This is a genomic window from Streptomyces sp. NPDC059828, assembly GCF_042731955.1.
Classification (GTDB): Bacteria; Actinomycetota; Actinomycetes; order Streptomycetales; family Streptomycetaceae; genus Streptomyces.
Genome location: NZ_JBHWIW010000020.1, coordinates 35,164 through 59,691, shown reverse-complemented (window position 1 = coordinate 59,691; position 24,528 = coordinate 35,164). Strand labels below are relative to the sequence as shown.

Here is a 24,528-nt window from a genome sequence, read left to right as displayed (position 1 = left end):
CAGGGTCCCGCGACTACGCTTCGGTGTCGGCCGAAGTGTCCGGTCGCCGTGCGTACTGCACTGCGAGCCCGTCCAGCAGCGCCCGCAGTCCCGTCGTGAACGCCCCCTCGTCCACCTGCTGCTGCCGGTCGGCGAGCAGATGGGCCTGGCCGAGGTGCGGATAGTCGGCCGGGTCGTACGCGGTTTCGTCGTCGACGAAACCGCGGGCGAAGGAGCCGAGCGCCGAGCCGGTGATGAAGTACCGCATCAGCGCGCCGATATGGGTCGCCTGGTGAGGTGGCCAGCCGGACCGGACCATCGCACCGAAGACGGTGTCGGCGACCTTCAGGCCCGCGGGCCTGCGGCCGGGGCCGCGAGCGAGTACCGGGACGATGTTGGGGTGCTCGGTGAGGGCCGCGCGATAGGAGAGGGCCCAGTCGTGCAGGGCCGTGCGCCAGCCGCGGCCGTCCGACGGGTCGAACATCGACAGGTCCACCTTGGCGCTGACGGCGTCGGCCACCGCGTCCAGGATCTCGTCCTTGTTGCGGAAGTGGTTGTAGAGCGAAGGGCCGCTCACGCCCAGCTCCGCGGCGAGGCGGCGGGTGGAGACCGCGTCCAGTCCTTCGGAGTCCACCAGCGCGCTCGCCGCCTCGACGATGCGTTCTCTGCTGAGGAGGGGCTTGCGCGGTCGGGCCATGCGGCACATAGTAGGCCCTGCCAACCAGAAACTAGCAGTGTTAGTTAAAGTGGGGAGTGCCCGGTGGATCTGGAACTCGGCGATGAGCACGAGGCTGTCCGGAAACTCGCCCGCGACTTCGTCGAGCGGGAGGTCACGCCCCATGTGGCCGCGTGGGACCGGGCCGAGGACATCGACCGGGCGATCGTGGCGAAGCTGGGTGCCGTCGGCTTCCTCGGGCTCACGATCGATGAGGGGTACGGCGGTTCGGGCGGTGATCACCTCGCGTACTGCCTGGTCACCGAGGAGCTGGGGCGGGGCGACTCATCGGTGCGCGGGATCGTCTCCGTGTCCCTCGGGCTCGTCACCAAGACCATCGCGGCCTGGGGGAGCGAGGAGCAGAAGCAGTACTGGCTGCCCCGGCTCGCCTCGGGCGAGGCCCTCGGCTGCTTCGGGCTCACCGAGCCCGGCACCGGGTCCGACGCAGGGAACCTCGCCACCAGGGCCGCAAGGGACGGCGAGGACTACGTCCTCAACGGTTCGAAGATGTTCATCACCAACGGCACCTGGGCCGACGTCGTGCTGCTCTTCGCCCGCACCAACGACAGTCCGGGCCACCGGGGCGTCTCTGCGTTCCTGGTGCCCACGGCCACCCCGGGGCTGACCCGCCGCGCCATCCACGGCAAGCTCGGGCTGCGCGGTCAGGCAACCGCCGAGCTGGTCCTCCGGGATGTCCGGATCCCCGCAACGGCGATGCTCGGGCCCGAGGGGAAGGGATTCTCGATCGCCATGTCCGCGCTGGCCAAGGGGCGGATGTCGGTGGCCGCCGGCTGTGTCGGCATCGCTCAGGCGGCGCTTGACGCCGCCGTCGGCTACGCGGGTCAGCGTGAGCAGTTCGGCAAGCCCATCGCCTCCTACCAGCTGGTGCAGGAGCTCATCAGCGACATCGCTGTCGACGTGGACGCGGCGCGGCTGCTGACCTGGCGGGTCGCCGATCTCGTCGACCGGGGCGAGGACTTCGCCACGGCCGCGTCCAAGGCCAAGCTGTTCGCCTCCGAGGCCGCGGTGCGCGCCGCGAACAACGCACTCCAGGTCTTCGGCGGATACGGATACATCGACGAGTACCCGGTGGGCAAACTGCTCCGCGACGCACGGGTGATGACGCTGTACGAGGGCACCAGCCAGATACAGAAGCTGATCATCGGCCGTGCGCTGACCGGGGTCTCGGCGTTCTGAGTACCGGGCCCGCATCGGAGCTGCCCCCTAAGCTGACCGTTCATCTGAGATGTTCATCTGAGTACCCGTACGGATGTGGCGGCCGTCACGCGCGCCGATGCTGGTCCCATGAGCGACAGACAGATCACCCAGCAGAACACGGCGGCCTACTACGCCCAGGCCGCGATCTCCTTCGGTATCGCGCTCGGTGCGGTCACCCTCGGCATCGTCAACCTGGACGCCGATGTCTGGGTGCGTGCCTTCCTCGGCATCGCCGTGCTGTACCTGACCACCTCGTCCTTCACCCTGGCCAAGGTCGTACGGGACAAGCAGGAGGCAGGTCAGATCGTCAGCCGGGTGGATCAGGCCAGGGTGGAGAAGCTGTTGGCCGAGCACGACCCTTTCCAGAAGCTGTGAGCGTGTTCTAAGCGCTTGCTCAGGTTCAGGGTATGGTGTTCGTCCGGCCAGGAGGCGGAGACGAAGGGGCGGAGCGAGCGATGAGTACGGCGGAGGAACGGGCCGGCGTCGATGACATGCCGTGGGGCGAGGTCACTCCGGAGGCGGCCAGAAGGCTGCTCGTCGCCGCCGTCGAGGCCTTCGCCGAGCGCGGCTACCACGCCACCACGACGCGCGACATCGCCGGCCGCGCCGGGATGAGCCCGGCCGCGCTCTACATCCACTACAAGACCAAGGAAGAGCTGCTCCACCGGATCAGCCGCATCGGGCACGACCGTGCGCTGGAACTCCTGGAGGAGGCGGCCGGCGGGGAGGGCACCGCCGCCGCACGGCTCGCCGACGCCGTGCGCTGCTTCGTCCGCTGGCACGCCGAGCGGCACACCACGGCGCGGGTCGTGCAGTACGAGCTCGACGCGCTCAGCGAGGAGCACCGCGCAGAGATCGTCGCCCTGCGGCGCAAATCCGACGCGGTGGTCCAGCGCCTCGTCAAAGAAGGCGTCGCGGCAGGGGAGTTCGACGTACCGGACGTCCCGGGCACGACTCTCGCCGTGCTGTCCCTCTGCATCGACGTGGCCAGGTGGTTCAGCGCCCAGGGGAGCCGTACGCCGGACGAGGTCGGAGCTCTCTACGCCGACCTCGCGCTGCGCATGGTCGGTGCCACTACCGCTCAGGAGAAGCAAAGGCCCTAGTACTCCAGCAGTACTTCGTGGTTTGACCTGGGGAAACGTCGGGCGGTGGGAGTGTAGCGGGCAGAACCCTTCCGTGAACGGCACTCTGCCCGCTACCGACCCCCTCGGTCGGCCCCGTGTGGATGTACTGGAACGAGACTGGCCACGGCGTCGACAGCCTCCGCCGTCGTATCGTGCGCCTCGGCCCGTCCGGCCGTCTCCGCGCTGCCGACCGGACCGTCTCCGCCCTACCGTGCGTTCAGCACGGACGCGACGATCTTGCCCGCCGGCCCGCTGCCGTAGCCGCCGGACTGGACGACCGAGCCGGCGGCCAGGTCGTCCGCGTAGCCGGTGAACCAGCTGTTGGAGTCGCTCTGCCCGTCGACCTCGGCCGACCCGGTCTTGGCTCCCTTGTCGCCGCTGACCTTGGACATCGCCTTGGCGGCGGTGCCGTCGGTCGCGGCGGCGCCCATCACGCTGCGCAGGGTGGCGGCCATGTTCCCGGGCAGCGGCTGGGCGGTGGTCAGCTCGCCCTTGATCATCTCCCTGGGCACGATCACCGGCTGGCGGAACGCGCCGTTCTTCACGGTCGCCGAGAGGGAGGCGACGCTGAGGGCGTTCATGGTGACCTTGCCCTGGCCGATGTAGGAGGCGGCCGTCTCGGGGCCCTTCGAGACCGGGATGCGGGCGTCGGTGGAGACGATCCCGATGGACCACACCCCGCCCAGGCCGAAGTACTTGCGGGCCGTCTGGCTCAGGGCGATGTCCTCCACGCCCTTGGCGTTCAGCGGGCCCAGCGCCTTCATGAAGAAGGTGTTGCAGGAGCGGCGGAAGCTGTCCCGGAAGGTGCCGTTCGCGATCGAGAAGTTCTTGTTGTTGTGGAAGGTCCGGCCCGACCAGGTCACCTCCTTCGGACACTCGACCGGGGAGGTCGGTCCGCCGACCAGGCCGTGCTCCAGCATCATCGCCGCGGTCACGACCTTCATCGTGGAGCCGGGGGCCTGCGCCCCCTCCATCGCCACGTTGAACCCGCCGGCCGGGCTGTTGGCGACCGCGCTGATCTCGCCGGTGCTGGGCCGGACGGCGACCACCGAGGCCCGGTCGTACTTCTTCACCGCCTGCTCGGCGGCGGCCTGTACATCGGCGTCCAGCGTCGTCTGGAGCTTCTTCGTCTTTCCCTTGGCGAGGGTGAGCAGCGTCCGGTTCGGCGCGTCCGCGTCGGCCGGCTCGATCCAGGTCTCGACGCCGGGCTCGCCCGCGGCCCCGTCCGCGTACCGGGTACGCAGGGTGTCCAGCACGGGGGCCAGCGACGGGTACCTCTCGGCGGTCAGCTCCCGGCCCTCGCGGTCCACCGCCTGGATCGTCTTCGCCTCACCGGTCCGCAGGGTCGCGCCCTCGATCAGCTTCGGGTGCAGCACCGTCGGCCGCCAGTCCACCAGCGCCCGCCCACTGCTCTTGCCCCGCACCACGGTCAGCTCCGAGGCGTACGCCAGCTCCTTCTCGTGCCCCTTAAAACTGATGGTCGCCTTCACCGTGTACGGCACCGTGGCGCCGCTCGCCGCGCCCGGCGTGACCACGGCGTTCTCCACATGCCCGGTCTCCCGGAAGCCGCGCAGCGCCTCCCCGGCCGCCGCCGGGTCGTCGGTCAGCGTCCCCGCCGCGTCCGCGTCCCCGCGAGCCCACGCCGCCAGGAAGTCCCGCGATGTCCGCTCGACCTCCTTGGCAGTAACCTCCCCGGACCTGGACGAGTTCAGCGGCGCGGCGTCCGCGCCACCGAGGCCCGCACCATCCGAGTCCCCGCCCAGCATCTCGTAGCCCGCGAACCCCACCCCGCCCGCCACCAGGACGAACACCCCGCCGACGAAGGCGGTCTTCACTCCGCTGCGCATGGTGCAGTCCCTCCCCAAGAGCCCCGTACGGACGACCCGGCGTACGAACATGTTCACTTGAACATGTTCAAGACATAATACGTATGCTCTACGGGGCCGTATGTCACCCCAGAGTCGCCAGAACTGATCGTTACCCGACCGGAACGCACACCGAATCGTGCCTTACGCGGACTGAAGCTGCGAAGCGACCGTCCGCGCACGTAGTCCCGCATCCGGCGGCGGGGTTCGACGCGGCCGAAGTGGTGCCCGATGGTGGTGAAGGGGTGGTCCAGGTTTCGGTCCCAGGCCTCGGCCTGATCGGTGATCATGACCCGGCTTCCCCGACCCGGGGTGTTCACGTCGTCGTGTGCACTCCTTCGAGGGGCCGGCGGGCAGAACCCGTCCGTGACGGCACTCTGCCCGCTACACTCCCACCGCCCGACGTTTCCCCAGGTCAAACCACGAAGTACTGCTGGAGTGCTAGTGGCCCGGAGGCGGCGGCCCGGGAGGCGTGGCGCTCAGAAGAAGTAGCGCGACACCGACTCGGCCACGCAGACCGGCTTGTCGCCGCCCTCGCGCTCCACGGTGACGACGGCCGTCACCTGGACGCCGCCGCCCGCCTCCTCGACGCCCTTCAGTACCGCCGTGGCGCGCAGCCGGGAGCCGACCGGCACGGGCGCGGGGAAGCGGACCTTGTTGGTGCCGTAGTTGATGCCCATCCTGATGTCCTCGACCCGCATGATCTGAGGGACGAGCGCGGGCAGCAGTGACAGGGTGAGATAGCCGTGCGCGATGGTCCTGCCGAACGGGCCGGCGGCGGCGCGCTCGGGGTCCACGTGGATCCACTGGTGGTCGCCGGTGGCATCGGCGAAGAGGTCGATCCGCTTCTGGTCGACCTCCAGCCAGTCGCTGTACCCGAGCTGCTCACCGACCCCGGCGACCAGTTCATCGGCGGACGTGAAGATCCTCGGCTCGGCCATCTTCTCTTCCCTGCCTCTCATCCGTGGCGATCGCGCATCTAAGCGACTGCTTAGCATGGTGGGCCGCCGGTCGTCTGTCAACGGATGCCCCGGCCGGGAGAACGGCGGCGCGGGGCGGCCCGCACCCCCGTGTCGGCCCACCCCGCGCCGGACCGGTCACTCGTACTCGGTGCCGCCCTTGCGGGTCAGATACGCCGGGCTGACGGCCTTGGCTATCGCCCGGCCGCCCGTCACCGGGCTGTAGCGCTCGGCGGCCGGACGGATCACCACTCCCTCGCGCAGATGCAGCTCCCGGCCGGAGACGGTCTCGCGACCGCTCGCGAGCTCCAGCACCTTGTCCAGCGCGAACGGGCCCTCGTGCAGCCTCGGAACCAGGGGCAGTTCACCGTCGAGCAGCTCCGCCGCGTCAAGCCACTCGACCCGCCCGCCGATCTCGGCGCACACGTCGAACGCCGCGAAGCCGAGCGCGGCCGAACGGGCGTCCGCGCCGTACACGAGGTCCTGCACTCCGGCGCCGTACACCTCGCCGAAGATGCCCACCCGCTCCGCGCCGAACCGCTCGGCCAGCCGTGCAGCGACCTCCGCCACGCCGTGGCCCCGCACGGCGCGCCAGTACAGGTTGCGCGGGTCCTCCCTCAGGGCGAGACCCTTCGACCCGAAGCCCTTCGACGACACCAGCAGCCTCCCCGTCGAGGCGACATAGGTCACCAGGCAGGCCGTGCCGTGCAGCTTCTCCGTGAGCACCACGGGCTCATCCGGAGCGAAGATGTCCGGATAGCGCTGGAGATTCTCGATGTCGACCCAGGGCAGCAGCTCGGGAGCCGACTCGACCTCGCCACTCATCGTGGGCGGGATCGGCGGCGACCACTTGGTGATGCCGAGCAGCCCGGCGAAGTCGGTGCCCTCGGTGGCCGCGCGCTCCAGGTCGGTCTCCGTGAGCGCCTTGGGTCGGCACACGATCCCCTGTGACAGCTCGCCCCGCAGCCGCACCGCCTTGACCCGGTCGGAGGCCCGCCCCGCCAGTCGTCCGGTCAGCCCCAGCTCCTCGATCAGCCCGGCAGGCAGCACGGCCTGCTCCGGGATGTAGACGGCGATGTCGCCGCTGCGGTAGGCGCCCTTGGCGACGACGGCCCGGTACAGGCCCACCTGGGCCAGTTCAAGGGCATCGGCGTTCGGATGCTCATGGATGGTCAGCACTTCGGCGGTGACGCGCAGCGTCGACATGTCACGGCTCCCTGGACGTGGTTCGCATAACAACGCCACTGTCGCCGTGGGGAATTGCGGTGAGCCACCGAATTTCGCTCTGCTACGGTCGCACCGCGGCGCAGGGGACCGGCTTCGCACCGCCGGTGCCCCGCGCCCGCCGTGCGGGAGTCAGGCCACCGACGCCAGTGCCCTGCCGCACGTCCGCTTGGCGCTCCTGAGCGCCTCGTTCGTCAGCACGGGCTGGGGCACCACGACCCCGCAGCCCGCGCACACCGGACCGAAGCCCGGGTCGTGTTCGAGATCCTGCCGCCAGACGATGCGCCGGTCCGCACACACCGGGCACACCGCACTCGGGCGCGACCCCAGCGCCTTGATCAGCCGGCGCAGCACCACGTCCAGCGGGTCCGTGGGGTGCACCTCCGGGTCGTCGCACCGCGCGATCCCGTTGCCGCCCCAGGTGCGCCGGTGCCAGTCGTCGATCGACCCGGGCCGCCGCAGCCCGTCGTGCTTCTCGCGTTTGCGGCGCTCGGCGAACCGTTCCTCGTAGGCGAGCCATACGGCCCGCGCCTGCTCCAGTTCGTTGAGCGCGGCCACCAGCCGCGCCGGATCGGGAGCCCGGTCCTCGGGCTCGATACCGTGCCTGCTGCACAGATGATTCCAGGTCGCCCGGTGTCCATAAGGAGCGAACCGCTCCAGGCACTTGCGCAGGGAATAGCGCCGCAGCGCCAGATCACCTCGCGGGTCGCGGACCTGTCTGGCAAGACTCCGGAAACCGGCCATCGCACGCCACCTCCGTCGCTCGTACTTCATGGCTCGTACTTCCGCGTTGAGGAATGGACGTACGACTACCCAATCCGGCTCCCTCGAACATCCGTCCCGGGATGCGGGGCTGAATTCAGCCGGATGGTCCCGACAGGCGGCGCGAGACAGCGCGGACGCAAGCAGAAAAAGTGACGGTCACTCATCTTACCGACGGGTCATATGGCCAGTAGCCTGCGCCGCACCGGCTTCACCGAGGAGCACCCATGCGACGCTTCACCGGACACCCCACCGGACGACTGAGAACCGCCTGTGCAGCCCTCGTACTCGGCACGGCCCTCCTGGTGCCGCTGCCCCAGGCCACCGCCGCCGAGGACCCCGCCCCCGTCGTGGACCACTGCCTCGCACAGGGGCAGAGCCAGTGCGCCGACATCCTGCCACCAGGACAGAACGGAAACGCCACCCTCACCGACATCCTGCTCCACCGGCTGTTGGGCACCCGCCCCGGCCACAGCTCCGACCAGCTCGGCCGCTATGACGCACTGGCCGGCGGGTACGGCGGGCTCACCGATGCCAAGCTGACCGAATTCTTCAACGACGCCTCCTTTGGCGTCGCGTCGAACCAGGTCGAGTCGGTGGCCACCCCGCGCTCGGACGTCACCATCACCCGGGACAAGAAGACCGGTGTCCCGCACATCAAGGGCACCACCCGGTACGGCACGGAGTTCGGCGCCGGATACGCCGCCGCCCAGGACCGGCTCTGGATGATGGACCTCTTCCGGCACATCGGCCGCGGCAACCTCACTCCCTTTGCCGGGGGTGCGCTGGCCAACCAGGGTCTTGAGCAGCAGTTCTGGCCGGGAGCCCCCTACACCGAGGCCGACTTCCAGGCCCAGATCGACCGTATCCGCACCGGCGAAGGGCCCCGGGGCGCACAGGCGATGGCCGACGCACAGGCCTATGTCGACGGCATCAACGCCTATCGCACGCAGTCCAAGAACGGTCGCTACTTCCCCGGCGAATACGTCCTCACCGGTCATATCGACGCGATCACCAACGCCGGTGAGATCGCGCCCTTCAGCCTGACCGATCTGATCTCCATCGCCTCCGTCGTCGGCGGGCAGTTCGGCGGCGGGGGCGGCGGCGAGGTCCAGGCAGCGCTCGCGCTGCTCGCCGCCCAGCAGAAGTACGGCGTGGCCGAGGGAACCCGGGTCTGGGAGTCCTTCCGCCAGCGCAACGACCCGGAAGCCGTCCTCACCGTCCACGACGGAGCCTCCTTCCCCTACGCGCAACGGCCCGAGAACCCGCGCGGCACCGCCCTGCCCGACCCTGGCTCGGTGCGTGCCGAACCGCTGGTCTACGACCGCACCGGCTCGGCCGGTACCAACGCCAAGACTCCGGTGCGCAACCCGGGAGCTCTGGCGCCCGCCCAGGGGATCTTCGACCAGGGCGTGCTGGCGCCCGGGGCGCTCAACCCCAAGCGCGGTATGTCCAACGCCCTGCTTGTCTCCGGAGCCCACACCGCGAGCGGCCACCCCGTCGCCGTCTTCGGCCCGCAGACCGGTTACTTCGCTCCGCAGCTGCTGATGCTGCAGGAGATCCAGGGGCCGGGGATCTCCGCCCGCGGTGTCTCCTTCGCGGGCGTCGGGATGTACGTCCAGATGGGGCGCGGCCAGGACTACGCCTGGTCCGCCACCTCCGCCGGCCAGGACATCACCGACACCTACGCCGTCGAATTGTGCGTGCCCGGCGGCGGCACACCCGGCCTGGACGCCGACCACTACCTCTACCGGGGCAGTTGCACCCCGATGGAGAAGCTGGAACGACGCAACGCCTGGAAGCCCACCGTCGCCGACGGGACCGCGGTGGGTTCCTACCGGCTCCAGGTGTGGCGCACCAGGTACGGCACAGTCACCCACCGCGCCACGATCGGCAGCAAGCCCGTGGCCTATACCTCGCTCCGCAGCACCTATGGCCATGAAGCCGATTCGATCATCGGCTTCCAGATGCTCAACGACCCCTCGTTCGTGACCGACGCCGCCTCCTTCCAGCAGGCCGCACACCAGATCGACTACGCCTTCAACTGGTTCTACGCGGACTCGCGCACCGCCGCCTACTACAACAGCGGCATGAACCCGGTGCGTGCCCCCGGCGTCGACCCGGCCCTGCCGGTGAAGGCCGAACCGGCCTATGAGTGGCGCGGCTTCGACCCGGTCGCCAACGCGGCCGAGTACACCCCCTTCACCGAACACCCCCGTTCCACCGGCCAGGACTTCTACATCTCCTGGAACAACCGGCAGGCCAAGGACTACAACACCGCGGGCTTCGGGATGGGCGCCGTTCACCGCGGCGACCTGCTCGACGACCGTGTCGCCCAGCTGGTCCGGAGCGGCGGGGTGACCCGTGCCTCGCTCACCCGGGCCATGGCCGAGGCCGGTGTCACCGATCTGCGCGGCGAGCAGCTGCTGCCCGAGCTGCTGCGGGTCGTAAGGAGCTCACCCGTCACCGATCCCCAGCTCAGCACGGCCGTCCAGCAGCTGGAGTCATGGCGGGCCGCTGGAGCACAGCGCAAGGAGACCACCTCCGGCTCGCATGTCTACGGGCACGCCGACGCCGTACGGATCATGGACGCCTGGTGGCCGCTGCTGGTCGGCGCCGAGTTCAGGCCCGGACTCGGCGACGCTCTCTACCAGGCCCTGGCAGCGAACCTGCCCATCGACGAGTCGCCCGCGGCGTCCCACGGCCCTACGGGCGGGCACAGCGGCTCGGCCTTCCAATCCGGCTGGTGGGGCTTCGTGGACAAGGACCTGAGGCAGGTCCTCGGCGACCCGGTCGCCGGTCCGCTCGCCGCGACCTATTGCGGCGGAGGCCAACTCGCCGCCTGCCGCGAGGCGCTGCTCACCACGCTGAGGCAGGCGGTGGCGAAGCCCGCCACCGAGGTCTACCCGGGGGACACGAGCTGCCAGGCCGGTGACCAGTGGTGCTCCGACGCCGTGATGCATCGTGCCCTCGGCGGGATCACCCATCCGGCGATCAACTGGCAGAACCGCCCGACCTACCAGCAGGTCGTCGAATTCCCCTCGCACCGCTGACAGGAGATCGACCACGCGGGACCCGGATCGGGTGCTCCCGGCGCCGCCCTCAGCGCCCGATCCGGCCCGCGCGCAGCACCACCCGTGCCAGCTCCGGATGGAGGATGTCGCTGTGCGCCCCGGACGGCGGCCCGCCGCTGCACACCACCGTCCCCGTGTCCACGCTGACGCAGCCAGAGGCGGGAAGCCCTTCCCGTAACGCAGCCTCCAGGGTCAGTCGCCGCGCGCCGGTGACCGCCTGTATGCCGTCGTGGCCCACTGCCCACCAGCGTTTGTCCAGACCGACGATGGTCGAGGAGTCCCTCGCCATCCGTGACGCCAGGGGGTAAAGCACTCCGAGCGCGGTGTCATGGCGTGAGTAACACCCGACCACTGGGCCGTCCACCCGTGTCTCCATGGCGCGCAGCGCCCCGCCGCTGCCGCGCGCATGGGGGAGCGACGGTGCGAACGCGTAGTGCGAGAAGGCACCTTGGAGCAGCGTCACCGACTTCACCGTCCGGATCCCGTCCGGCAGCCCGCGCAGCGCGAAGGCCACCAGCCGGGCTCCCATGCTGTGCCCGACGAGATGGATCCGGGTCCGGGGCGATGAGCGGGCCAGATGACCGATCACGGGCCCGAGACCCCGCTCGCCCACCGTCCCCGCCCGCCGCTTCATCGTGTAGTACGTGGCCTGGCGCAGCACCTCACGCCCGCCCTTCCACAGTCTCCTGAGTCCGGAACCGAGGGCCAGGGACGGCTCTGCCCCATCCAGGGCCTCGGTGAACACCCGGCACACCTCGACCGGGTCCTCATCGAGGAAGGCGGGCGCGTCCTCCCCGTCCGGATCGGTCAGATCGCCGGCACAGCCCTCGGCCGGATCGGTGTCGACCAGCTCCCGCACCAGCGCCCCGAACTCCTCGAAGGCCGCCCGCTCCTCGGGCTCGTCCGCGAGCAGCGCTGACAACCGTGCGAGCACACGATCCTGACCTGGGAAGACCCCGGCAAGGGTGTCGAAGTCCGGGATCGGCTCATCGGTGAACATCATCGAGGGCCAGACGACGCCCACGTAGCCGACGGTGGCCCCGCTCGCCACGAACCGGGGGAACGGCTCGAAGAAGCGCGTGTAGAAGCCCCGGGCCACGGAAGGGGAGTTGTTCCACCCGTGCGCGAATATCACCAGATCCGTGACCTTCAGCGCCGCCAGCGCGTCGCGCTGGGCGCGGTGCACATCCCCCTGCGCGTCGAACGTGAGCTCCCGATACGGCTCGGCACCCATCTCGGTCACGAGCGTGTCCCTTCTCCCCGCGCACGTCCCCAGGATTCGCACCAGGGGCGACGTACGCCGCGAAACGGCTGTGTGGAAAGCATCCCGCGAGGAGGGGTGGACGACCAGAGCGTTGGCGCACACACGCCAGCAGAACCCTTCCCGCAGCTGCTCCCCAGGCCTTTCGTAGGACATACCGACTGGTTAGTCTGTTGCTGAGGCGGCCACACCGCCGAGCCGTCCCAGTCGAGCCGCTACCGAAGGCAGGTCCCATGAGCAAGGTGCAGGGTGCGAACGTGGTGGTCACGGGAGCGGGCGGCGGCATCGGAGCCGCACTCGCCCGCAGGTTCGCCGCGGAGGGCGCACGGGTCGTCGTCAACGACCTCGACTCCGACAGGACCGCGGCCGTCGCCGAGGAGACGGGCGCCATCGCCGTCCCCGGCGATGCCTCCGCCATCGTGGAGCAGGCCCGTGAGGCGCTCGGCGGCACCGTCGACATCTACTGCGCCAACGCCGGACTCTCGGCCGCAGGCGGGTCTCTCGCCGACGAGGACGCCTGGGCCGCCGCCTGGGACGTCAACGTCATGGCGCATGTGCGCGCCGTGGGCACCCTGCTGCCCGACTGGCTGGAGCGAGGCAGCGGCCGCTTCGTCTCCACCGTCTCCGCCGCCGGGCTGCTGAGCATGGTCGGCGCCGCCCCGTACAGCGTCACCAAACACGGCGCACTCGCATTCGCCGAATGGCTGTCGCTGACCTACCGTCACCGCGGGCTCAAGGTCCACGCCATCTGCCCCCAGGGGGTGCGCACGGACATGCTCACCCAGGCGGGAACGGCCGGTCAGCTCGTCCTCGCGCCCGGCGCCATCGAGCCCGAGGACGTCGCCGACGCCCTCATGGACGGCATCGGGGCCGACCGCTTCCTGATCCTGCCGCACGCCGAGGTCGCCGGGTACTACCAGGCCAGGGCCACCGACACCGATCGCTGGCTGGACAGCATGAACCACATCCAGCAGAAGTGGGAAGGCATGGGTGGTGCGTGAGCGGAGCGCACGGGAGGCGACACCCGACTGCGAGAAGCTCCCGATCGCGACTAGTGGGAAGATCTCCGGACGGGAGTCGCGTTCCCGAACACGAACGGCACCGGATGCCGGCACGGAAGACGTTACGGAAGGGCGGGTGGCGGCAATGGCCAGGACAACGGACGGGAACGGCACTCCCGTCCCCCAGAGGCTGCTGGCCACGGCCACCCGGCTCTTCGCCGAACAGGGCTACGACCGCACCTCCGTCCAGGAGATCGTGGAGACGGCCGGTGTCACCAAGGGCGCCCTCTACCACTACTTCGGCTCCAAGGAGGACCTCCTCCAGGAGGTCTACGCCCGAGTGCTGCGTCTCCAGCAGGAGCGTCTGGACGCCTTCGCCGAGGCCGACGCACCGGTCGAGCAGCGCCTGCGCGCCGCGGCCGCCGATGTCGTCGTGACCACCATTGAGAACCTCGACGACGCCTCGATCTTCTTCCGCTCCATGCACCACCTCAGCCCGGAGAAGAACAAGCAGGTCCGTGCCGAGCGCCGGCACTACCACGAGCGTTTCCGGGCGCTGATCGAGGAAGGCCAGCGCAGCGGGGTGTTCTCCGGCGCGACCCCGGCCGATCTGGTCGTGGACTACCACTTCGGCTCAGTCCACCACCTGTCCACCTGGTACCGGCCCGACGGGCCGCTCAGCCCGCAGCAGGTCGCCGACCACCTCGCCGACCTGCTACTGCGGGCCCTGCGTCCCTAGGCCGCGTTTGAGAACTGGCGTCGCGAGCCAGGCGGGAGTTCTCAAACACGGGCCTAGGTCCAGGACAGGACCGGGGCGGCCCTCAGGCGCTACAGGTACTTCTTCAGCTCCTGCCGCGCCAGCGACCGTTGGTGCACCTCGTCCGGACCGTCCGCCAGCATCAGCGTCCGCGCCCCGGCCCACAGCTCGGCCAGCGGGAAGTCCTGGCTGACGCCGCCCGCACCGTGCACCTGGACCGCCCGGTCGAGGATGTCCACCACGGCGCGCGGAGTGGCGATCTTGATGGCCTGGATCTCGGTGTGCGCTCCCTTGTTGCCCGCGGTGTCCATCAGCCAGGCGGTCTTGAGCACCAGCAGCCGCAGCTGCTCGACCGTGACCCGCGCGTCCGCGATCCAGGACTGGACGACACCCTGCTGGGCGATCGCCTTGCCGAACGCGGTACGGGACACCGCCCTGCGGCACATCAGCTCGATGGCCCGCTCGGCCATGCCGATCAGCCGCATGCAGTGGTGGATACGGCCCGGCCCGAGGCGTGCCTGGGCGATCGCGAAGCCGCTGCCCTCCTCGCTGATCAGGTTGGACGCCGGTACGCGCACGTTGTCGAAGACGACCTCAGCGTGGCCGCCGTGCAGATGGTCCTCATAGCCGTACACCGTCATCGCGCGCCGGACCTCGAGCCCGGGGGTGTCGCGCGGGACCAGGATCATCGACTGCTGGCGCCGGATGTCGGGATTCCCGGGGTCGGTCTTGCCCATGACGATGAAGACCTTGCAGTTCGGGTTCATCGCACCGGAGATGTACCACTTGCGGCCGTTGATGACGTACTCGTCGGTGCCGTCCGTGCCCTGCGCGGCCCGCTCGATCCGCGTCTCGATGTTGGTGGCGTCCGACGAGGCCACTGCGGGCTCGGTCATCGCGAACGCCGAGCGGATCTCACCGGCCAGCAGCGGTTCCAGCCACTGCTTCCTCTGCTCGTCGGAGCCGAAGAGCGCGAGCACCTCCATGTTCCCGGTGTCCGGGGCGGCGCAGTTCAGCGCGGTGGGCCCGAGGTGCGGGGAGCGGCCGGTGATCTCGGCGAGTGGTGCGTACTGGAGGTTGGTGAGCCCGGCCCCGTACTCCGAATCCGGGAGGAACAGGTTCCACAGCCCCTGCCTGCGGGCCTCCGCCTTGAGGTCCTCGATGACTGCGGGGGTGTCCCAGGGGGAGGCCGACCGGACGAGCTGCTCGTGCGCGACCGCCTCTGCCGGGTACACGTGTTCGTCCATGAAGGCGAGCAGCCTGGCCCGCAGTTCCTCGGTGCGTGCGTCGAACGCGAAGTCCATGGGGTTGATCAGCCTTCCTGAAGGGTGGTGAGGCCGTGCTCGATGAAGACGGGCACGAGTTCGCCGATACGGTCGAAGCCCGCGCCGACGGTCTGGCCCAGGGTGTAGCGGTAGTGGATGCCCTCCAGGATCACGGCGAGCTTGAACCATGCGAAGGCCGTGTACCAGGCGATCGCGGAGGTGTCCCGGCCGGAGCGGGCGGCATAGCGCCCGACCAGCTCGGCGGGGTCCGGATGGCCAGCGGCCCCGGCCGTCGTGCTGATGGGGGAGCCGGGCAGCTCCAGCTTCTGGCTGTACATCACCAGCAGCCCGAGGTCGGTGAGGGGATCGCCGAGTGTGGACATCTCCCAGTCGAGGATCGCCCTGATCCGGTCGTCCTCGCCGATCAGTACGTTGTCGAGGCGGTAGTCGCCGTGGATGACGGTGGCCCGTGGCGACGCCGGAAGCGAGCGGCCGAGGGCGACGTGCAGCTCGTCGATGCCCGCCAGCTCCCGGTTGCGGGAGGCGTCGAGCTGCTTGCCCCAGCGGCGCAGCTGACGGTCGAGGAAGCCGTCGGGGCGCCCGAAGTCGCCGAGCCCCACCGCCGCGGGTTCCACGGCGTGCAGCTCGACCAGCGTGTCGACCAGGCCGAGCACGGCGCCCCGGGTGCGCTCCGGGCCGAGCGGAGCGAGCTCTTCGGCAGTGCGGTACGGGGTGCCGTCGACGAACTCCATGACGTAGAACGGCGCCCCCATGACCGCATCGTCCTCGCACAGCAGCACGGGCCGCGGCACCGGTACCGCCGTGGGGTGCAGCGCGCTGATGACCCGGTGCTCGCGGCCCATGTCATGGGCGGTGGCCAGGACGTGTCCCAGGGGAGGCCTGCGGACCACCCAGCGGTTCGAACCGTCGGTCACGGCATACGTGAGGTTGGACCGGCCGCCCTGGATCAGCCGGGCACTGAGCGGTCCGCTCACCAGGCCGGGCAGCACGTGGTCGAGATGGCCGCGCAGCCGCTCGGGGTCGAAGCCTGGCGGGGGGACTGAGCTCATGGGGCACCTCCGGTGGGGCTGCGGGTCGTCTCCCCATCATGACCGACCGGTCGGTATGTCGTCCAGGGTCCGTCCGGCCGGGACCCGCGGAGGGCCCTGCCGTCAGGCGTGGCAGGCCACCGGCACCCCGCCGTTCATCACCGCCATGTCCCCGAAGACGGCGACCGGATCGAGCGGCGAACCACCGGGCAGGCCGTCGAGCTCCGCGTAGGCACGGTGCAGGTTCGCCACCAGCCGCTCGCTCTCGCGCAGGTCCCCGAATTCACCGAGGTCAGCCCCCTTGGCCGCCTCCAGCGGCGTCAGCCCCTTGGCGTGCGCGACCTCGGCGATCTCCGCGACGAAGCGCAGATAGCGCTCGGTCGCGTCGTAGGCACCGGGGTCGGTGACCGGACCGTGCCCGGGGACGACGACCGTGGCGTCCAGCGAACGCAACAGCTCCAGCGCCTTCAGCGAGCCGGTGAGCGAGCCCATCGGGATGAACGGCGTACCCCCGTTGAAGATCAGGTCCCCCGTGAAGACCACGCCGTGCTCCGGCAGGTGCACGATCGTGTCGCCGACGGTGTGCGCCACACCGGGGTGGATCAGCCGTACCTCGGTGCCCGCCGCGTACAGGGTCAGGCGCTCGCTGTACGTGACCTCCGGCGCGGTGATCGCGATGTCGCCGAAATCGGTGCCGGGCCAGATGAGGTGGAGCTGGTGCCCGGCGGCGACGACCTCACTGCGGCAGGCCTCGTGGCCGACGACCGTCGCCTCCGGGCGGAAGACGGCGTTCCCGTAGGTGTGGTCCCCGTGATGGTGCGTGTTGACGAGCAGTCGCGGCGCCGGGGCGCCGGTCGCGAGCAGCGCCTCCCGCAGCAGCTGGGCGCGGTGCTCGGTGGCGGTCGTGTCGACGAGGAGGGTGGCATCCCCGTCGCTGACGAACCCGGCGTTGTTGAGGCACCAGCCGCCGTCGGGCTGGACGTAGGCGTACACGGACGGCGCGAGCGGAACGGTGTACGGATCGGTCGCGGGCACTGCGGCTCCCCGGGAGAGGCGTCGGCTGAGGTCGGTCGCAGCCGGTCGGCGTCGGTTGCGACCGGCTGACGGGAGCAGCCTTCCCGGCCGATCGGCGCCCGTCCAGTGCTCCGGCCGGTGGAGGCTTCCCGCGCCTGGGCCGTGCCAACGGCGCTTCTGCTTGCACAAGGCCCTCGCGAGCCCGAGTGTCGGACCCATGAAGGCGATCAGCTACAGCCGCTACGGCGGTCCCGAAGTCCTGGAGTACGGGGAGCTCCCCGAGCCCAAGCTCGGACCCGACAGCGTCCTGGTCAAGGTGCGGGCGGCGGCCGTCAACCCGGTCGACTGGAAGTGCCGCGAAGGCTATCTGGACGGGCTCATCGACACCGTCTTCCCGGTGATTCCCGGCTGGGACGTCTCCGGGGTCGTGGTGCAGCCAGGGGTGTCCGCCCCCGAGTTCTCTGTCGGCGACGAGGTCATGGGCTATGTCCGCGAGGACTTCCTCTCCCGGGGCACCTTCGCCGAATACGTGGCCGCCCCGGTCCGCACCCTCGCCCGCAAGCCCCGCAACCTCAGCTTCGAGGAGGCGGCCGGCCTGCCTCTCGCCGGGCTCACCGCCTACCAGGTCCTCACCCATGACCTCGGTGTGGGCACCGGTGACACCCTCCTCGTGCACGCCGCGGCCGGCGGGGTCGGCTCGATGGCGGTACAACTCGCCCACCACTTCGGCGCCCGGGTGATCGGCACCGCGAGCGAGTCGTCCCACGCGTATGTGCGTGAGCTCGGCGGGGAGCCGGTGACCTACGGCGAAGGACTCGTGGACCGGGTACGGGCCCTCGCGCCCGACGGAGTGCAGGCCGTCTTCGACACCATCGGCGGCGAGGCGCTGAGTGCTTCCGCCGAACTTCTGGCCCAAGGCGGCCGGATCGCCTCCATCGCGGATCCGGCCGTCACCACCCTGGGCGGGCACTACGCGTTCGTGCGCCCCAACACCGCGGACCTCTACCGGCTCAGCGAGCTCGCCGAGGAGGAGGTCATCTCCGTGCACGTGGCCCGCAGCCTCCCCCTGGAGGAGACGGCCGAAGCCCACCGGCTCAGCCAGAGCGGGCACACCCGCGGGAAGATCGTCGTCACCGTCGACTGGGAGAGCTGACGCGCCCAGCGACGCACGGCCCCGGCGCACCGGCCCGGCACGGAGCAGGGCGGCACGGAGCAGGGCGGATCACCATACGATCGCCACGGCGAACGCCGCCAGCGCGAGTGTGCAGGCGGCGGCGCCGAGGGCCTGGGCCGGTGGCATCGCACCCGGCGGGCGCGCCGTGGCCATCGCCCCGATGCGCCGGTGAGCCACTGTCAGGAACCCCAGCCACACCAGCGCGCTCAGCCCGAGTGCCACCAGATCGCCGCCCCGGATCTCCTCATGGTGGACGACCTGCCGCGCCGCCAGCACCGCTGCGACCGTGAACGCCAGCGTCGTGCGCCGCCACGCCAGCCGCGTGCGCTCCGGCTGCAACCCCGGGTCGCGTGCCGCCCCGCTCACCGCGGTCCCCAGGCGACGACCACCATCATCGTGACCGACACCGCGCCCACGACGAGCGCCAGCACCGTGGGGAAGCGCGACACCGGCAGATCCGCGCCCCGCCGCATCGCCCGCTCACACCGCACCCAGTGGTTGACCCCGCGCAGCGCGCACAGCACGCCGGCCCCGATCAGCGCGAAAGACAGACCCACGCGCACACCCCAGCGCAGCTCCGGCAGGAACTGATCGACGGCGAAGCCGCCCGCGATGAGGGCGAGCGCCGTACGGATCCAGGCGAGGAACGTGCGCTCATTGGCGAGCGAGAAGCGGTAGTCGGGAGTCTCGCCCTCTTCCCGGATCCGCCCTGGCGACACCCACAGCCGCAGATTCCGTACGAATTCGCTCACGCGCCGCACCCTACCCGCGGTAGGCGCGCAGGCGTTCGTAGGCGGCCAGGCCGTCCGGTACCCACGCCCAGGTGCCCAGCCGGGCGTCCAGCTCCTGCTGCGGCAGGAAGTCGTACCAGGCGACCTCCTCGGCCTGCGGACGCACCGGGAGCAGGCACGGCACCTCGTACACGGCCGACCACCACGTCTGCCGGATCCCGTCCCGGCCGGTGGCGGAGGCCTCGTACAGGAACCTGAAGAGCGGGACCGGACGCGGGAGTCCACTGACGCCCAGCTCCTCCTGGGCCTCACGCAGCGCCGCGTCGTCGTACGACTCGCCCGCGCCGACGACACCACCGACGAACATGTCGTACAGCGAGGGGAAGACCAGCTTCGTCGCCGTCCGACGATGCACGAAGATCCGGCCCTGTGCGTCCCTGGCCTGGACGAACACACAACGGTGACGCAGACCGCGCGCGTACGCCTCGCCCCGCGCGGCCCGGCCGATGACCTTGTCATGCTCATCGACGATGTCCAGGATCTCCTCGGAAGGGCTCGGAGCGCCGTCGGTGTCGTCTCTCATACCGTCCATCCAATCAGCAGCCCGATGCCGGTTCGTCCCAGCCGGTTCGTCCCGGACTGTTGACGAGTTACCCGCGCGTACCGAAGATCGGAGCCACCGCAGAGGTCCGCGCCGCAGGCGCCCGCTCCGAGAGGGTCCCAACCCATGGCGTACGACGCCGATGTCATCGTGATCGGGGCAGGGCTCTCGGGCCTCGTGGCCACCGCCGAGCTCGTGGACGCGGGCCGCCGCGTGATCCTGCTCGACCAGGAGCCCGAGCAGTCCGTCGGCGGACAGGCGCACTGGTCCTTCGGCGGACTGTTCCTCGTGGACTCCCCCGAGCAGCGCCGTATGCGCATCAAGGACAGCCACGCACTCGCCCTCCAGGACTGGCTGGGCACGGCGGGTTTCGACCGTGACGAGGATCTGTGGCCGCGGCGCTGGGCCGAGGCGTACACCGACTTCGCCGCCGGCGAGAAGCGGTCCTGGCTGCACGCCCAGGGAGTGCGGTTCTTCCCGGTGGTCGGCTGGGCGGAGCGGGGCGGCTACGGGGCGATCGGGCACGGCAACTCGGTGCCGCGCTTCCACATCACCTGGGGGACCGGGCCCGGACTGGTCGAGCCGTTCGAGCGACGGGTCAGGGCGGGCGCCGCACGCGGTCTGGTCGATCTGCGCTTCAGGCACCGGGTGACCGGGCTCGGCCGCTCGGACGGCAGCGTGGACACCGTCACCGGGGAGATCCTGGAGCCGTCCGCGGTGGCGCGAGGGGAGGCGAGCAGCCGGGAGGTCACCGGCTCCTTCGAACTGCGCGCCCAGGCCGTGATCGTCACCTCCGGCGGCATCGGAGGCAACCACGACCTGGTACGCGCCCAGTGGCCCGAACGGCTCGGCGCGCCGCCCGCCAAGCTGCTGTCCGGTGTGCCCGCGCACGTCGACGGGCTGATGCTCGGAATCGCCGAGTCCGCCGGAGCCAGCCACATCAACCGCGACCGGATGTGGCACTACACGGAGGGCATCGAGAACTGGAACCCCATCTGGGCGCGGCACGGCATCCGCATTCTGCCCGGGCCCTCCTCGCTCTGGCTGGACGCACGCGGAAATCGGCTCCCCGTTCCCCTCTTCCCCGGCTTCGACACGCTCGGAACGCTGGAACACATCATGGGCACCGGCCATGACCACACCTGGTTCGTCCTTGACCAGCGGATCATCGGCAAGGAGTTCGCCCTGTCCGGCTCCGAGCAGAACCCCGACCTCACCGGCAAGTCGGTGCGCGGGGTCATCGGGCGTGCCCGCGCCGAAGTGCCGGGCCCGGTCAAGGCGTTCATGGACAACGGTGTGGACTTCGTGGTCGAGAAGGACCTCGGCGCCCTGGTGCGCGGAATGAACGCGCTCACCAAGGAACCGCTCATCGACGAGGACCGGCTGCGCCGCGAGATCACCGCACGCGACCGGGAGATCGCCAACCCCTTCACCAAGGACCTCCAGGTGACGGCGATCCACGGCGCCCGCAAATACCTCGGCGACAAGCTCATCCGCACCGCCGCACCGCACCGCATACTCGACCCGGCCGCCGGGCCGCTCATCGCCGTACGGCTGAACATCCTCACCCGCAAGTCGCTGGGCGGCCTTGAGACCGACCTGTCGTCGCGGGTGCTCACCGCGGACGGGGAGCCCCTGCCCGGGATGTACGCCGCGGGGGAGGCGGCCGGCTTCGGCGGCGGCGGGGTGCACGGTTACCGCGCGCTCGAGGGCACCTTCCTGGGCGGCTGCATCTTCTCGGGGCGGGCGGCGGGGCGGGCGGCGGCGAAGGCGGTCGGCTGAGGGGGCGGACACCGGTGGCACGCGCTGACGGGATGGGAGCCCGCGGCGCGCGCGACCGGGGAGGCGGATGCCCACGACGCGCGCCTGACGAGGTGGGTGCTTGCGCGGTGCGGGTCTGACCGGGATCCGGGTTCAACCAGCCATATCCACACGTGTGTTGCTCATCTGCCGGGCCGCCCTTGACGCGGAGCCTTGCCTACCGCTTTGCTGTGCGCGACCGTTCGCTCACATCCCGCGTTCATCACGTGAAGCGCTCATCACACGCAGAAGGAAGCCCAGCGGATGCCCCCACCTCCGCCGCTCGGACGTGCCCGACGTCGCGGTGCGCGCACCGGGCCCGCCTTCGACCCGGCACTCGGCGACCTTGAGCTCATCGCCACCCGCACCAAGCTGGCCCAGGGCCGGTGGACAGCCGCGCGCTCGCTGCTGGCCGCGACCAGGGACGACTGGGATCGCAGAGGACACCGTCTCCTGGCGCTCGGTGATGCCCCGTCGGCCGCCGCCTGGGCGCGCGAATGGCTGCTGGCGGAGCCCGGCAGCCCCGACGCCGCCGCGCTGCTCGCCAGCGCGTCCGTCAGCGCGGCCCTGCGCCGTACGGAACACCCGGATCAGGCGCGTACGGCCTGCCTGACCGCCGCCGGACTCGCTCCTGAAGACCCGAGCCCCTGGCTGGCGTTACTGGTGCTCGCCCGCAGTCTCGGCACCGAGGGCGAGGTGGTGCGCCTTTTCGACGAGGTCCGGGCCCGGTACCCCGAGCACCACCACGCCCACCATCTGATGGCCGCCCGGCTCGCCGAACGCCACCCCGACGCAGGCCAGGACCCGCTCCACGAGGTGTACGACTTCGCTGCCTGGGCCGCCGAACAGGCCCCGGCCGACTCCCCGTTGGCCATCCTTCCGGTCGTCGCCCACGCCGAGCGCTACCGGGTGCTGGCCGCCAGTGGCAGTGAGTCCGCCGACCCGCTGACCTCGGGGCACTGGACCGGCCGCCGCGCCCGGCAGGTCATGAAGGCCGCCTTCGACTGGTGGCTCGAGTGGGAACGCGAGGACCACCCACGCAACCGCGTCGACCTCAACTTCCTCGCCCACGCCAAGTTCTGCGAGGGCCGGCCCGCGGAGGCCGCCGCGCTCTTCCACCGGATCGGCTCGCACGCCACTCCCGCTCCCTGGTCGTACCCGGACCAGGATCCGCACCATGCGTTCCAGGCCGCGCGCAGAGCCGCGCTCGGCACCGTCTGACCGACCGAATGACCCCTCTGACTGCTCCGACTCCGACCTGAGAGGCCGAAACCGCCATGTCGCCGGGCACTTCGCATACGCGCGCCGCCACCTCCACGAGCGCCGCGTCCAGTGAGTCCAGTGAGATCAACACCTACAAGGGGCAGGACCGCGCCCTGCGCGCCGACCGGCTCGGCACCGCCGGCCTGCTGCTCTCGGTACTCGCGGCCAGCGCTCCGCTGATGGTCGTCGCCGGGGTCATGCCCACCGCGTTCGGTGTCATGGGCATGCTTGGCCAGCCGCTGCTCTATGTCATCCTCGGCGTCGTCCTGATGCTGTTCGGGGTCGGATACGCCGAGATGAGCCGCCATGTGCACAACGCCGGCGCCTTTTACGCGTACATAGCCCGCGGCCTCGGCCCCACCGCGGGCGCCGGGGCCTCCTACGTCGCCCTGGTCGCGTACAGCGCCATGCAGGTCGGCATCTACGGCATCCTCGGCTTCGAGATCTCCGGCCTGATGGCCACGCATCTCGACCTGACGGTCGCCTGGTGGATACCCGCCCTGGCCGCCGCCGCCCTCGTCGCCGTACTGGGCTGGCTCAAGATCGACCTCAACGCCAGGGCCCTCGGCGTACTCCTCGTCATCGAGTGCACTCTCGTCGTGATCTTCGATGTCGCCGCGCTCACCGACCCGGGCCCCGAGGGGGTTTCGTTCGCCGCCTTCGACCCCGGCACCCTCGCCGGGGCGGGGCTCGGCACCGCGCTGTGCTTCTGCATCGCGGCGTTCATCGGCTTCGAGCAGTCCCCCGTGTACGCGGAGGAGACCAGCCGGCCCCAGGTGATCGTCTCGCGGGTGATGTTCCTGGCCGTGGGATTCGTGGCCCTGTTCCTGGCGCTCGGTGCCTGGGCGCTCACGGTGGCCACCGGACCCGGCGCGGTCGTCGAAGCGGCGGCCGAGCAGGGGCCGGGGCTGCTCTTCTCGCTCACCGAGACCCGGCTCGGCGGCACCTTCACCGATGTGCTCCACGTCCTCTTCGTCACCGGCATGTTCGCGGCACTCCTGAGCTTCCACAACGTGGTGGCCCGGTACGCCTTCGCCATGGGCCGCGAGGGGCTGCTGCCCGCCGCCTTCGGCCGTACGAGTTCGGCGAGTGGCGCCCCCGCCACCGGATCCCTGCTCCAGTCGGCCGTCTCGGTCCTCGTCGTCATCGCCTTCGCCGCGGGTGACGGACTTCCCGCAGGCGATCCGACCACTCCCGTGCTGCGTCTGTTCACCTGGATGGGCAACGTCGGCGCGCTGGGTGTCATCCTGCTCATGGCCGCCGCCTCCTTCGCCGTGATCGCGTTCTTCGCGCGGCGCGGCGCCGCGCGGGCGCAGGCATGGCGGCTCACTGCCTCCGCGCTCGCGGGCCTGGCCCTCGTGGGGATCGCGGTCTACACGGTGAAGGACTTCGACGTGCTGATCGGTGCCGGACCCGGCTCTTCGCTCAACTGGATCCTGCCGGGGATCATCGGCCTCGCACTGGTCGCCGGTCTGCTCTACGGCGTGGTGCTCAGGACCGTACGCCCCGAGGTGCACGCGCGCATCGGCCTGGGCAACGAGGCCTTCCAGCTCGAGCGGGCCGCGGAGCGCGGGGAGCCTAGTGCCGATTCTTAAGGAAGTCTGACAAACGCCCGCGGTCACTGGATTCCCGTGACCGCGGGTGTTCGAATCGCCATGTGAACGACCCGAACCCCGGCCCGGATCTCACGTC

Annotated in this window: 22 protein-coding genes; 10 read left to right on the top strand and 12 right to left on the bottom strand. The window is 70.5% G+C overall.

The features are described 5' to 3' along the window. Nucleotides 1-13: 13 nt before the first annotated feature. Nucleotides 14-676 (bottom strand): TetR/AcrR family transcriptional regulator, encoded by a 663-nt coding sequence (locus ACFV6V_RS14765; RefSeq protein WP_385564149.1) that lies wholly within the window; start codon nt 674-676, stop codon nt 14-16. Nucleotides 677-739: 63 nt separating this feature from the next. Between ACFV6V_RS14765 and ACFV6V_RS14760 the strand changes: the two genes are divergently transcribed. From ACFV6V_RS14760 to ACFV6V_RS14750, 3 genes are all read left to right on the top strand, one after another. After that, complete coding sequence (locus ACFV6V_RS14760; RefSeq protein ID WP_385564146.1) at nt 740-1,891, top strand: acyl-CoA dehydrogenase family protein; 1,152 nt, start codon at nt 740-742, stop codon at nt 1,889-1,891. Between the two features lie 108 nt (nt 1,892-1,999). Beyond that, entirely contained in the window at nt 2,000-2,287 is a 288-nt protein-coding gene (locus ACFV6V_RS14755) for a YiaA/YiaB family inner membrane protein (protein WP_361286925.1), read from the top strand. Nucleotides 2,288-2,367: 80 nt separating this feature from the next. Next, nucleotides 2,368-3,015 carry a TetR/AcrR family transcriptional regulator gene (locus ACFV6V_RS14750; protein WP_385564143.1) on the top strand — a complete coding sequence of 216 codons (648 nt, stop codon included), beginning with the start codon at nt 2,368-2,370 and terminating at the stop codon, nt 3,013-3,015. A 227-nt stretch (nt 3,016-3,242) separates the two neighbouring features. Here ACFV6V_RS14750 and ACFV6V_RS14745 read toward each other — a convergent pair whose 3' ends face one another. The 4 genes from ACFV6V_RS14745 to ACFV6V_RS14730 form a co-directional block, all read right to left on the bottom strand. Further along, nucleotides 3,243-4,883, bottom strand: coding sequence for a penicillin-binding transpeptidase domain-containing protein (locus ACFV6V_RS14745; protein WP_385564141.1), 1,641 nt, complete (start codon nt 4,881-4,883; stop codon nt 3,243-3,245). Between the two features lie 497 nt (nt 4,884-5,380). Beyond that, complete coding sequence (locus tag ACFV6V_RS14740) at nt 5,381-5,842, bottom strand: MaoC family dehydratase (RefSeq protein WP_385564139.1); 462 nt, start codon at nt 5,840-5,842, stop codon at nt 5,381-5,383. Nucleotides 5,843-5,998: 156 nt separating this feature from the next. Next, entirely contained in the window at nt 5,999-7,066 is a 1,068-nt protein-coding gene (locus ACFV6V_RS14735) for an RNA ligase (ATP) (protein ID WP_385564136.1), read from the bottom strand. Nucleotides 7,067-7,216: 150 nt separating this feature from the next. Then, nucleotides 7,217-7,828 carry a hypothetical protein gene (locus tag ACFV6V_RS14730; RefSeq protein ID WP_385564134.1) on the bottom strand — a complete coding sequence of 204 codons (612 nt, stop codon included), beginning with the start codon at nt 7,826-7,828 and terminating at the stop codon, nt 7,217-7,219. Nucleotides 7,829-8,073: 245 nt separating this feature from the next. On the opposite strand from ACFV6V_RS14730, the gene ACFV6V_RS14725 reads away from it, so the two are divergent. Further along, nucleotides 8,074-10,899, top strand: a complete 2,826-nt coding sequence (locus tag ACFV6V_RS14725) for a penicillin acylase family protein (RefSeq protein ID WP_385564131.1) — start codon at nt 8,074-8,076, stop codon at nt 10,897-10,899. Between the two features lie 49 nt (nt 10,900-10,948). Here ACFV6V_RS14725 and ACFV6V_RS14720 read toward each other — a convergent pair whose 3' ends face one another. Then, nucleotides 10,949-12,154, bottom strand: a complete 1,206-nt coding sequence (locus tag ACFV6V_RS14720) for an alpha/beta hydrolase (RefSeq protein ID WP_385564264.1) — start codon at nt 12,152-12,154, stop codon at nt 10,949-10,951. 260 nt (nt 12,155-12,414) lie between these two features. Here ACFV6V_RS14720 and ACFV6V_RS14715 point away from each other — a divergent pair, with 260 nt between their 5' ends. Then, nucleotides 12,415-13,182: an SDR family oxidoreductase gene (locus ACFV6V_RS14715; RefSeq protein ID WP_385564128.1), complete on the top strand. Its 768-nt coding sequence runs from the start codon at nt 12,415-12,417 to the stop codon at nt 13,180-13,182. A 145-nt stretch (nt 13,183-13,327) separates the two neighbouring features. Continuing rightward, nucleotides 13,328-13,921 (top strand): TetR/AcrR family transcriptional regulator, encoded by a 594-nt coding sequence (locus ACFV6V_RS14710; RefSeq protein ID WP_385564125.1) that lies wholly within the window; start codon nt 13,328-13,330, stop codon nt 13,919-13,921. A gap of 89 nt (nt 13,922-14,010) precedes the next feature. On the opposite strand, the gene ACFV6V_RS14705 is transcribed toward ACFV6V_RS14710, so the two are convergent. The 3 genes from ACFV6V_RS14705 to ACFV6V_RS14695 form a co-directional block, all read right to left on the bottom strand. Beyond that, nucleotides 14,011-15,243, bottom strand: a complete 1,233-nt coding sequence (locus ACFV6V_RS14705) for an acyl-CoA dehydrogenase family protein (RefSeq protein WP_385564122.1) — start codon at nt 15,241-15,243, stop codon at nt 14,011-14,013. An 8-nt stretch (nt 15,244-15,251) separates the two neighbouring features. Further along, nucleotides 15,252-16,274 (bottom strand): phosphotransferase family protein, encoded by a 1,023-nt coding sequence (locus ACFV6V_RS14700; protein ID WP_385564119.1) that lies wholly within the window; start codon nt 16,272-16,274, stop codon nt 15,252-15,254. A gap of 102 nt (nt 16,275-16,376) precedes the next feature. After that, nucleotides 16,377-17,288 carry an MBL fold metallo-hydrolase gene (locus tag ACFV6V_RS14695; RefSeq protein WP_385564116.1) on the bottom strand — a complete coding sequence of 304 codons (912 nt, stop codon included), beginning with the start codon at nt 17,286-17,288 and terminating at the stop codon, nt 16,377-16,379. Between the two features lie 196 nt (nt 17,289-17,484). Between ACFV6V_RS14695 and ACFV6V_RS14690 the strand changes: the two genes are divergently transcribed. Continuing rightward, nucleotides 17,485-18,420 carry an NADP-dependent oxidoreductase gene (locus ACFV6V_RS14690; protein WP_385564113.1) on the top strand — a complete coding sequence of 312 codons (936 nt, stop codon included), beginning with the start codon at nt 17,485-17,487 and terminating at the stop codon, nt 18,418-18,420. A gap of 69 nt (nt 18,421-18,489) precedes the next feature. On the opposite strand, the gene ACFV6V_RS14685 is transcribed toward ACFV6V_RS14690, so the two are convergent. Genes ACFV6V_RS14685 through ACFV6V_RS14675 form a run of 3 tightly spaced genes read right to left on the bottom strand, consistent with a single transcriptional unit; the run spans nt 18,490 to nt 19,755 of the window. Then, nucleotides 18,490-18,807 carry a DUF202 domain-containing protein gene (locus ACFV6V_RS14685; RefSeq protein ID WP_385564110.1) on the bottom strand — a complete coding sequence of 106 codons (318 nt, stop codon included), beginning with the start codon at nt 18,805-18,807 and terminating at the stop codon, nt 18,490-18,492. Next, a complete protein-coding gene (locus ACFV6V_RS14680; protein ID WP_385564107.1) occupies nt 18,804-19,193 on the bottom strand; it encodes a YidH family protein in 390 nt (129 codons plus the stop codon). The genes ACFV6V_RS14685 and ACFV6V_RS14680 overlap by 4 nt, the downstream gene beginning before the upstream one ends. A 10-nt stretch (nt 19,194-19,203) precedes the next feature. Beyond that, a complete protein-coding gene (locus ACFV6V_RS14675; protein WP_385564104.1) occupies nt 19,204-19,755 on the bottom strand; it encodes an NUDIX hydrolase in 552 nt (183 codons plus the stop codon). Between the two features lie 144 nt (nt 19,756-19,899). Here ACFV6V_RS14675 and ACFV6V_RS14670 point away from each other — a divergent pair, with 144 nt between their 5' ends. The 3 genes from ACFV6V_RS14670 to ACFV6V_RS14660 all read left to right on the top strand — a co-directional run bounded on the left by ACFV6V_RS14670 (nt 19,900) and on the right by ACFV6V_RS14660 (nt 24,431). Next, nucleotides 19,900-21,555 (top strand): FAD-binding dehydrogenase, encoded by a 1,656-nt coding sequence (locus tag ACFV6V_RS14670; RefSeq protein WP_385564101.1) that lies wholly within the window; start codon nt 19,900-19,902, stop codon nt 21,553-21,555. A gap of 282 nt (nt 21,556-21,837) precedes the next feature. After that, nucleotides 21,838-22,794, top strand: coding sequence for a hypothetical protein (locus ACFV6V_RS14665; protein ID WP_385564098.1), 957 nt, complete (start codon nt 21,838-21,840; stop codon nt 22,792-22,794). 56 nt (nt 22,795-22,850) lie between these two features. Then, on the top strand, nt 22,851-24,431 hold the full coding sequence (locus tag ACFV6V_RS14660) for an APC family permease (protein ID WP_385564095.1): 1,581 nt from the start codon (nt 22,851-22,853) through the stop codon (nt 24,429-24,431). Nucleotides 24,432-24,528: the final 97 nt, after the last annotated feature.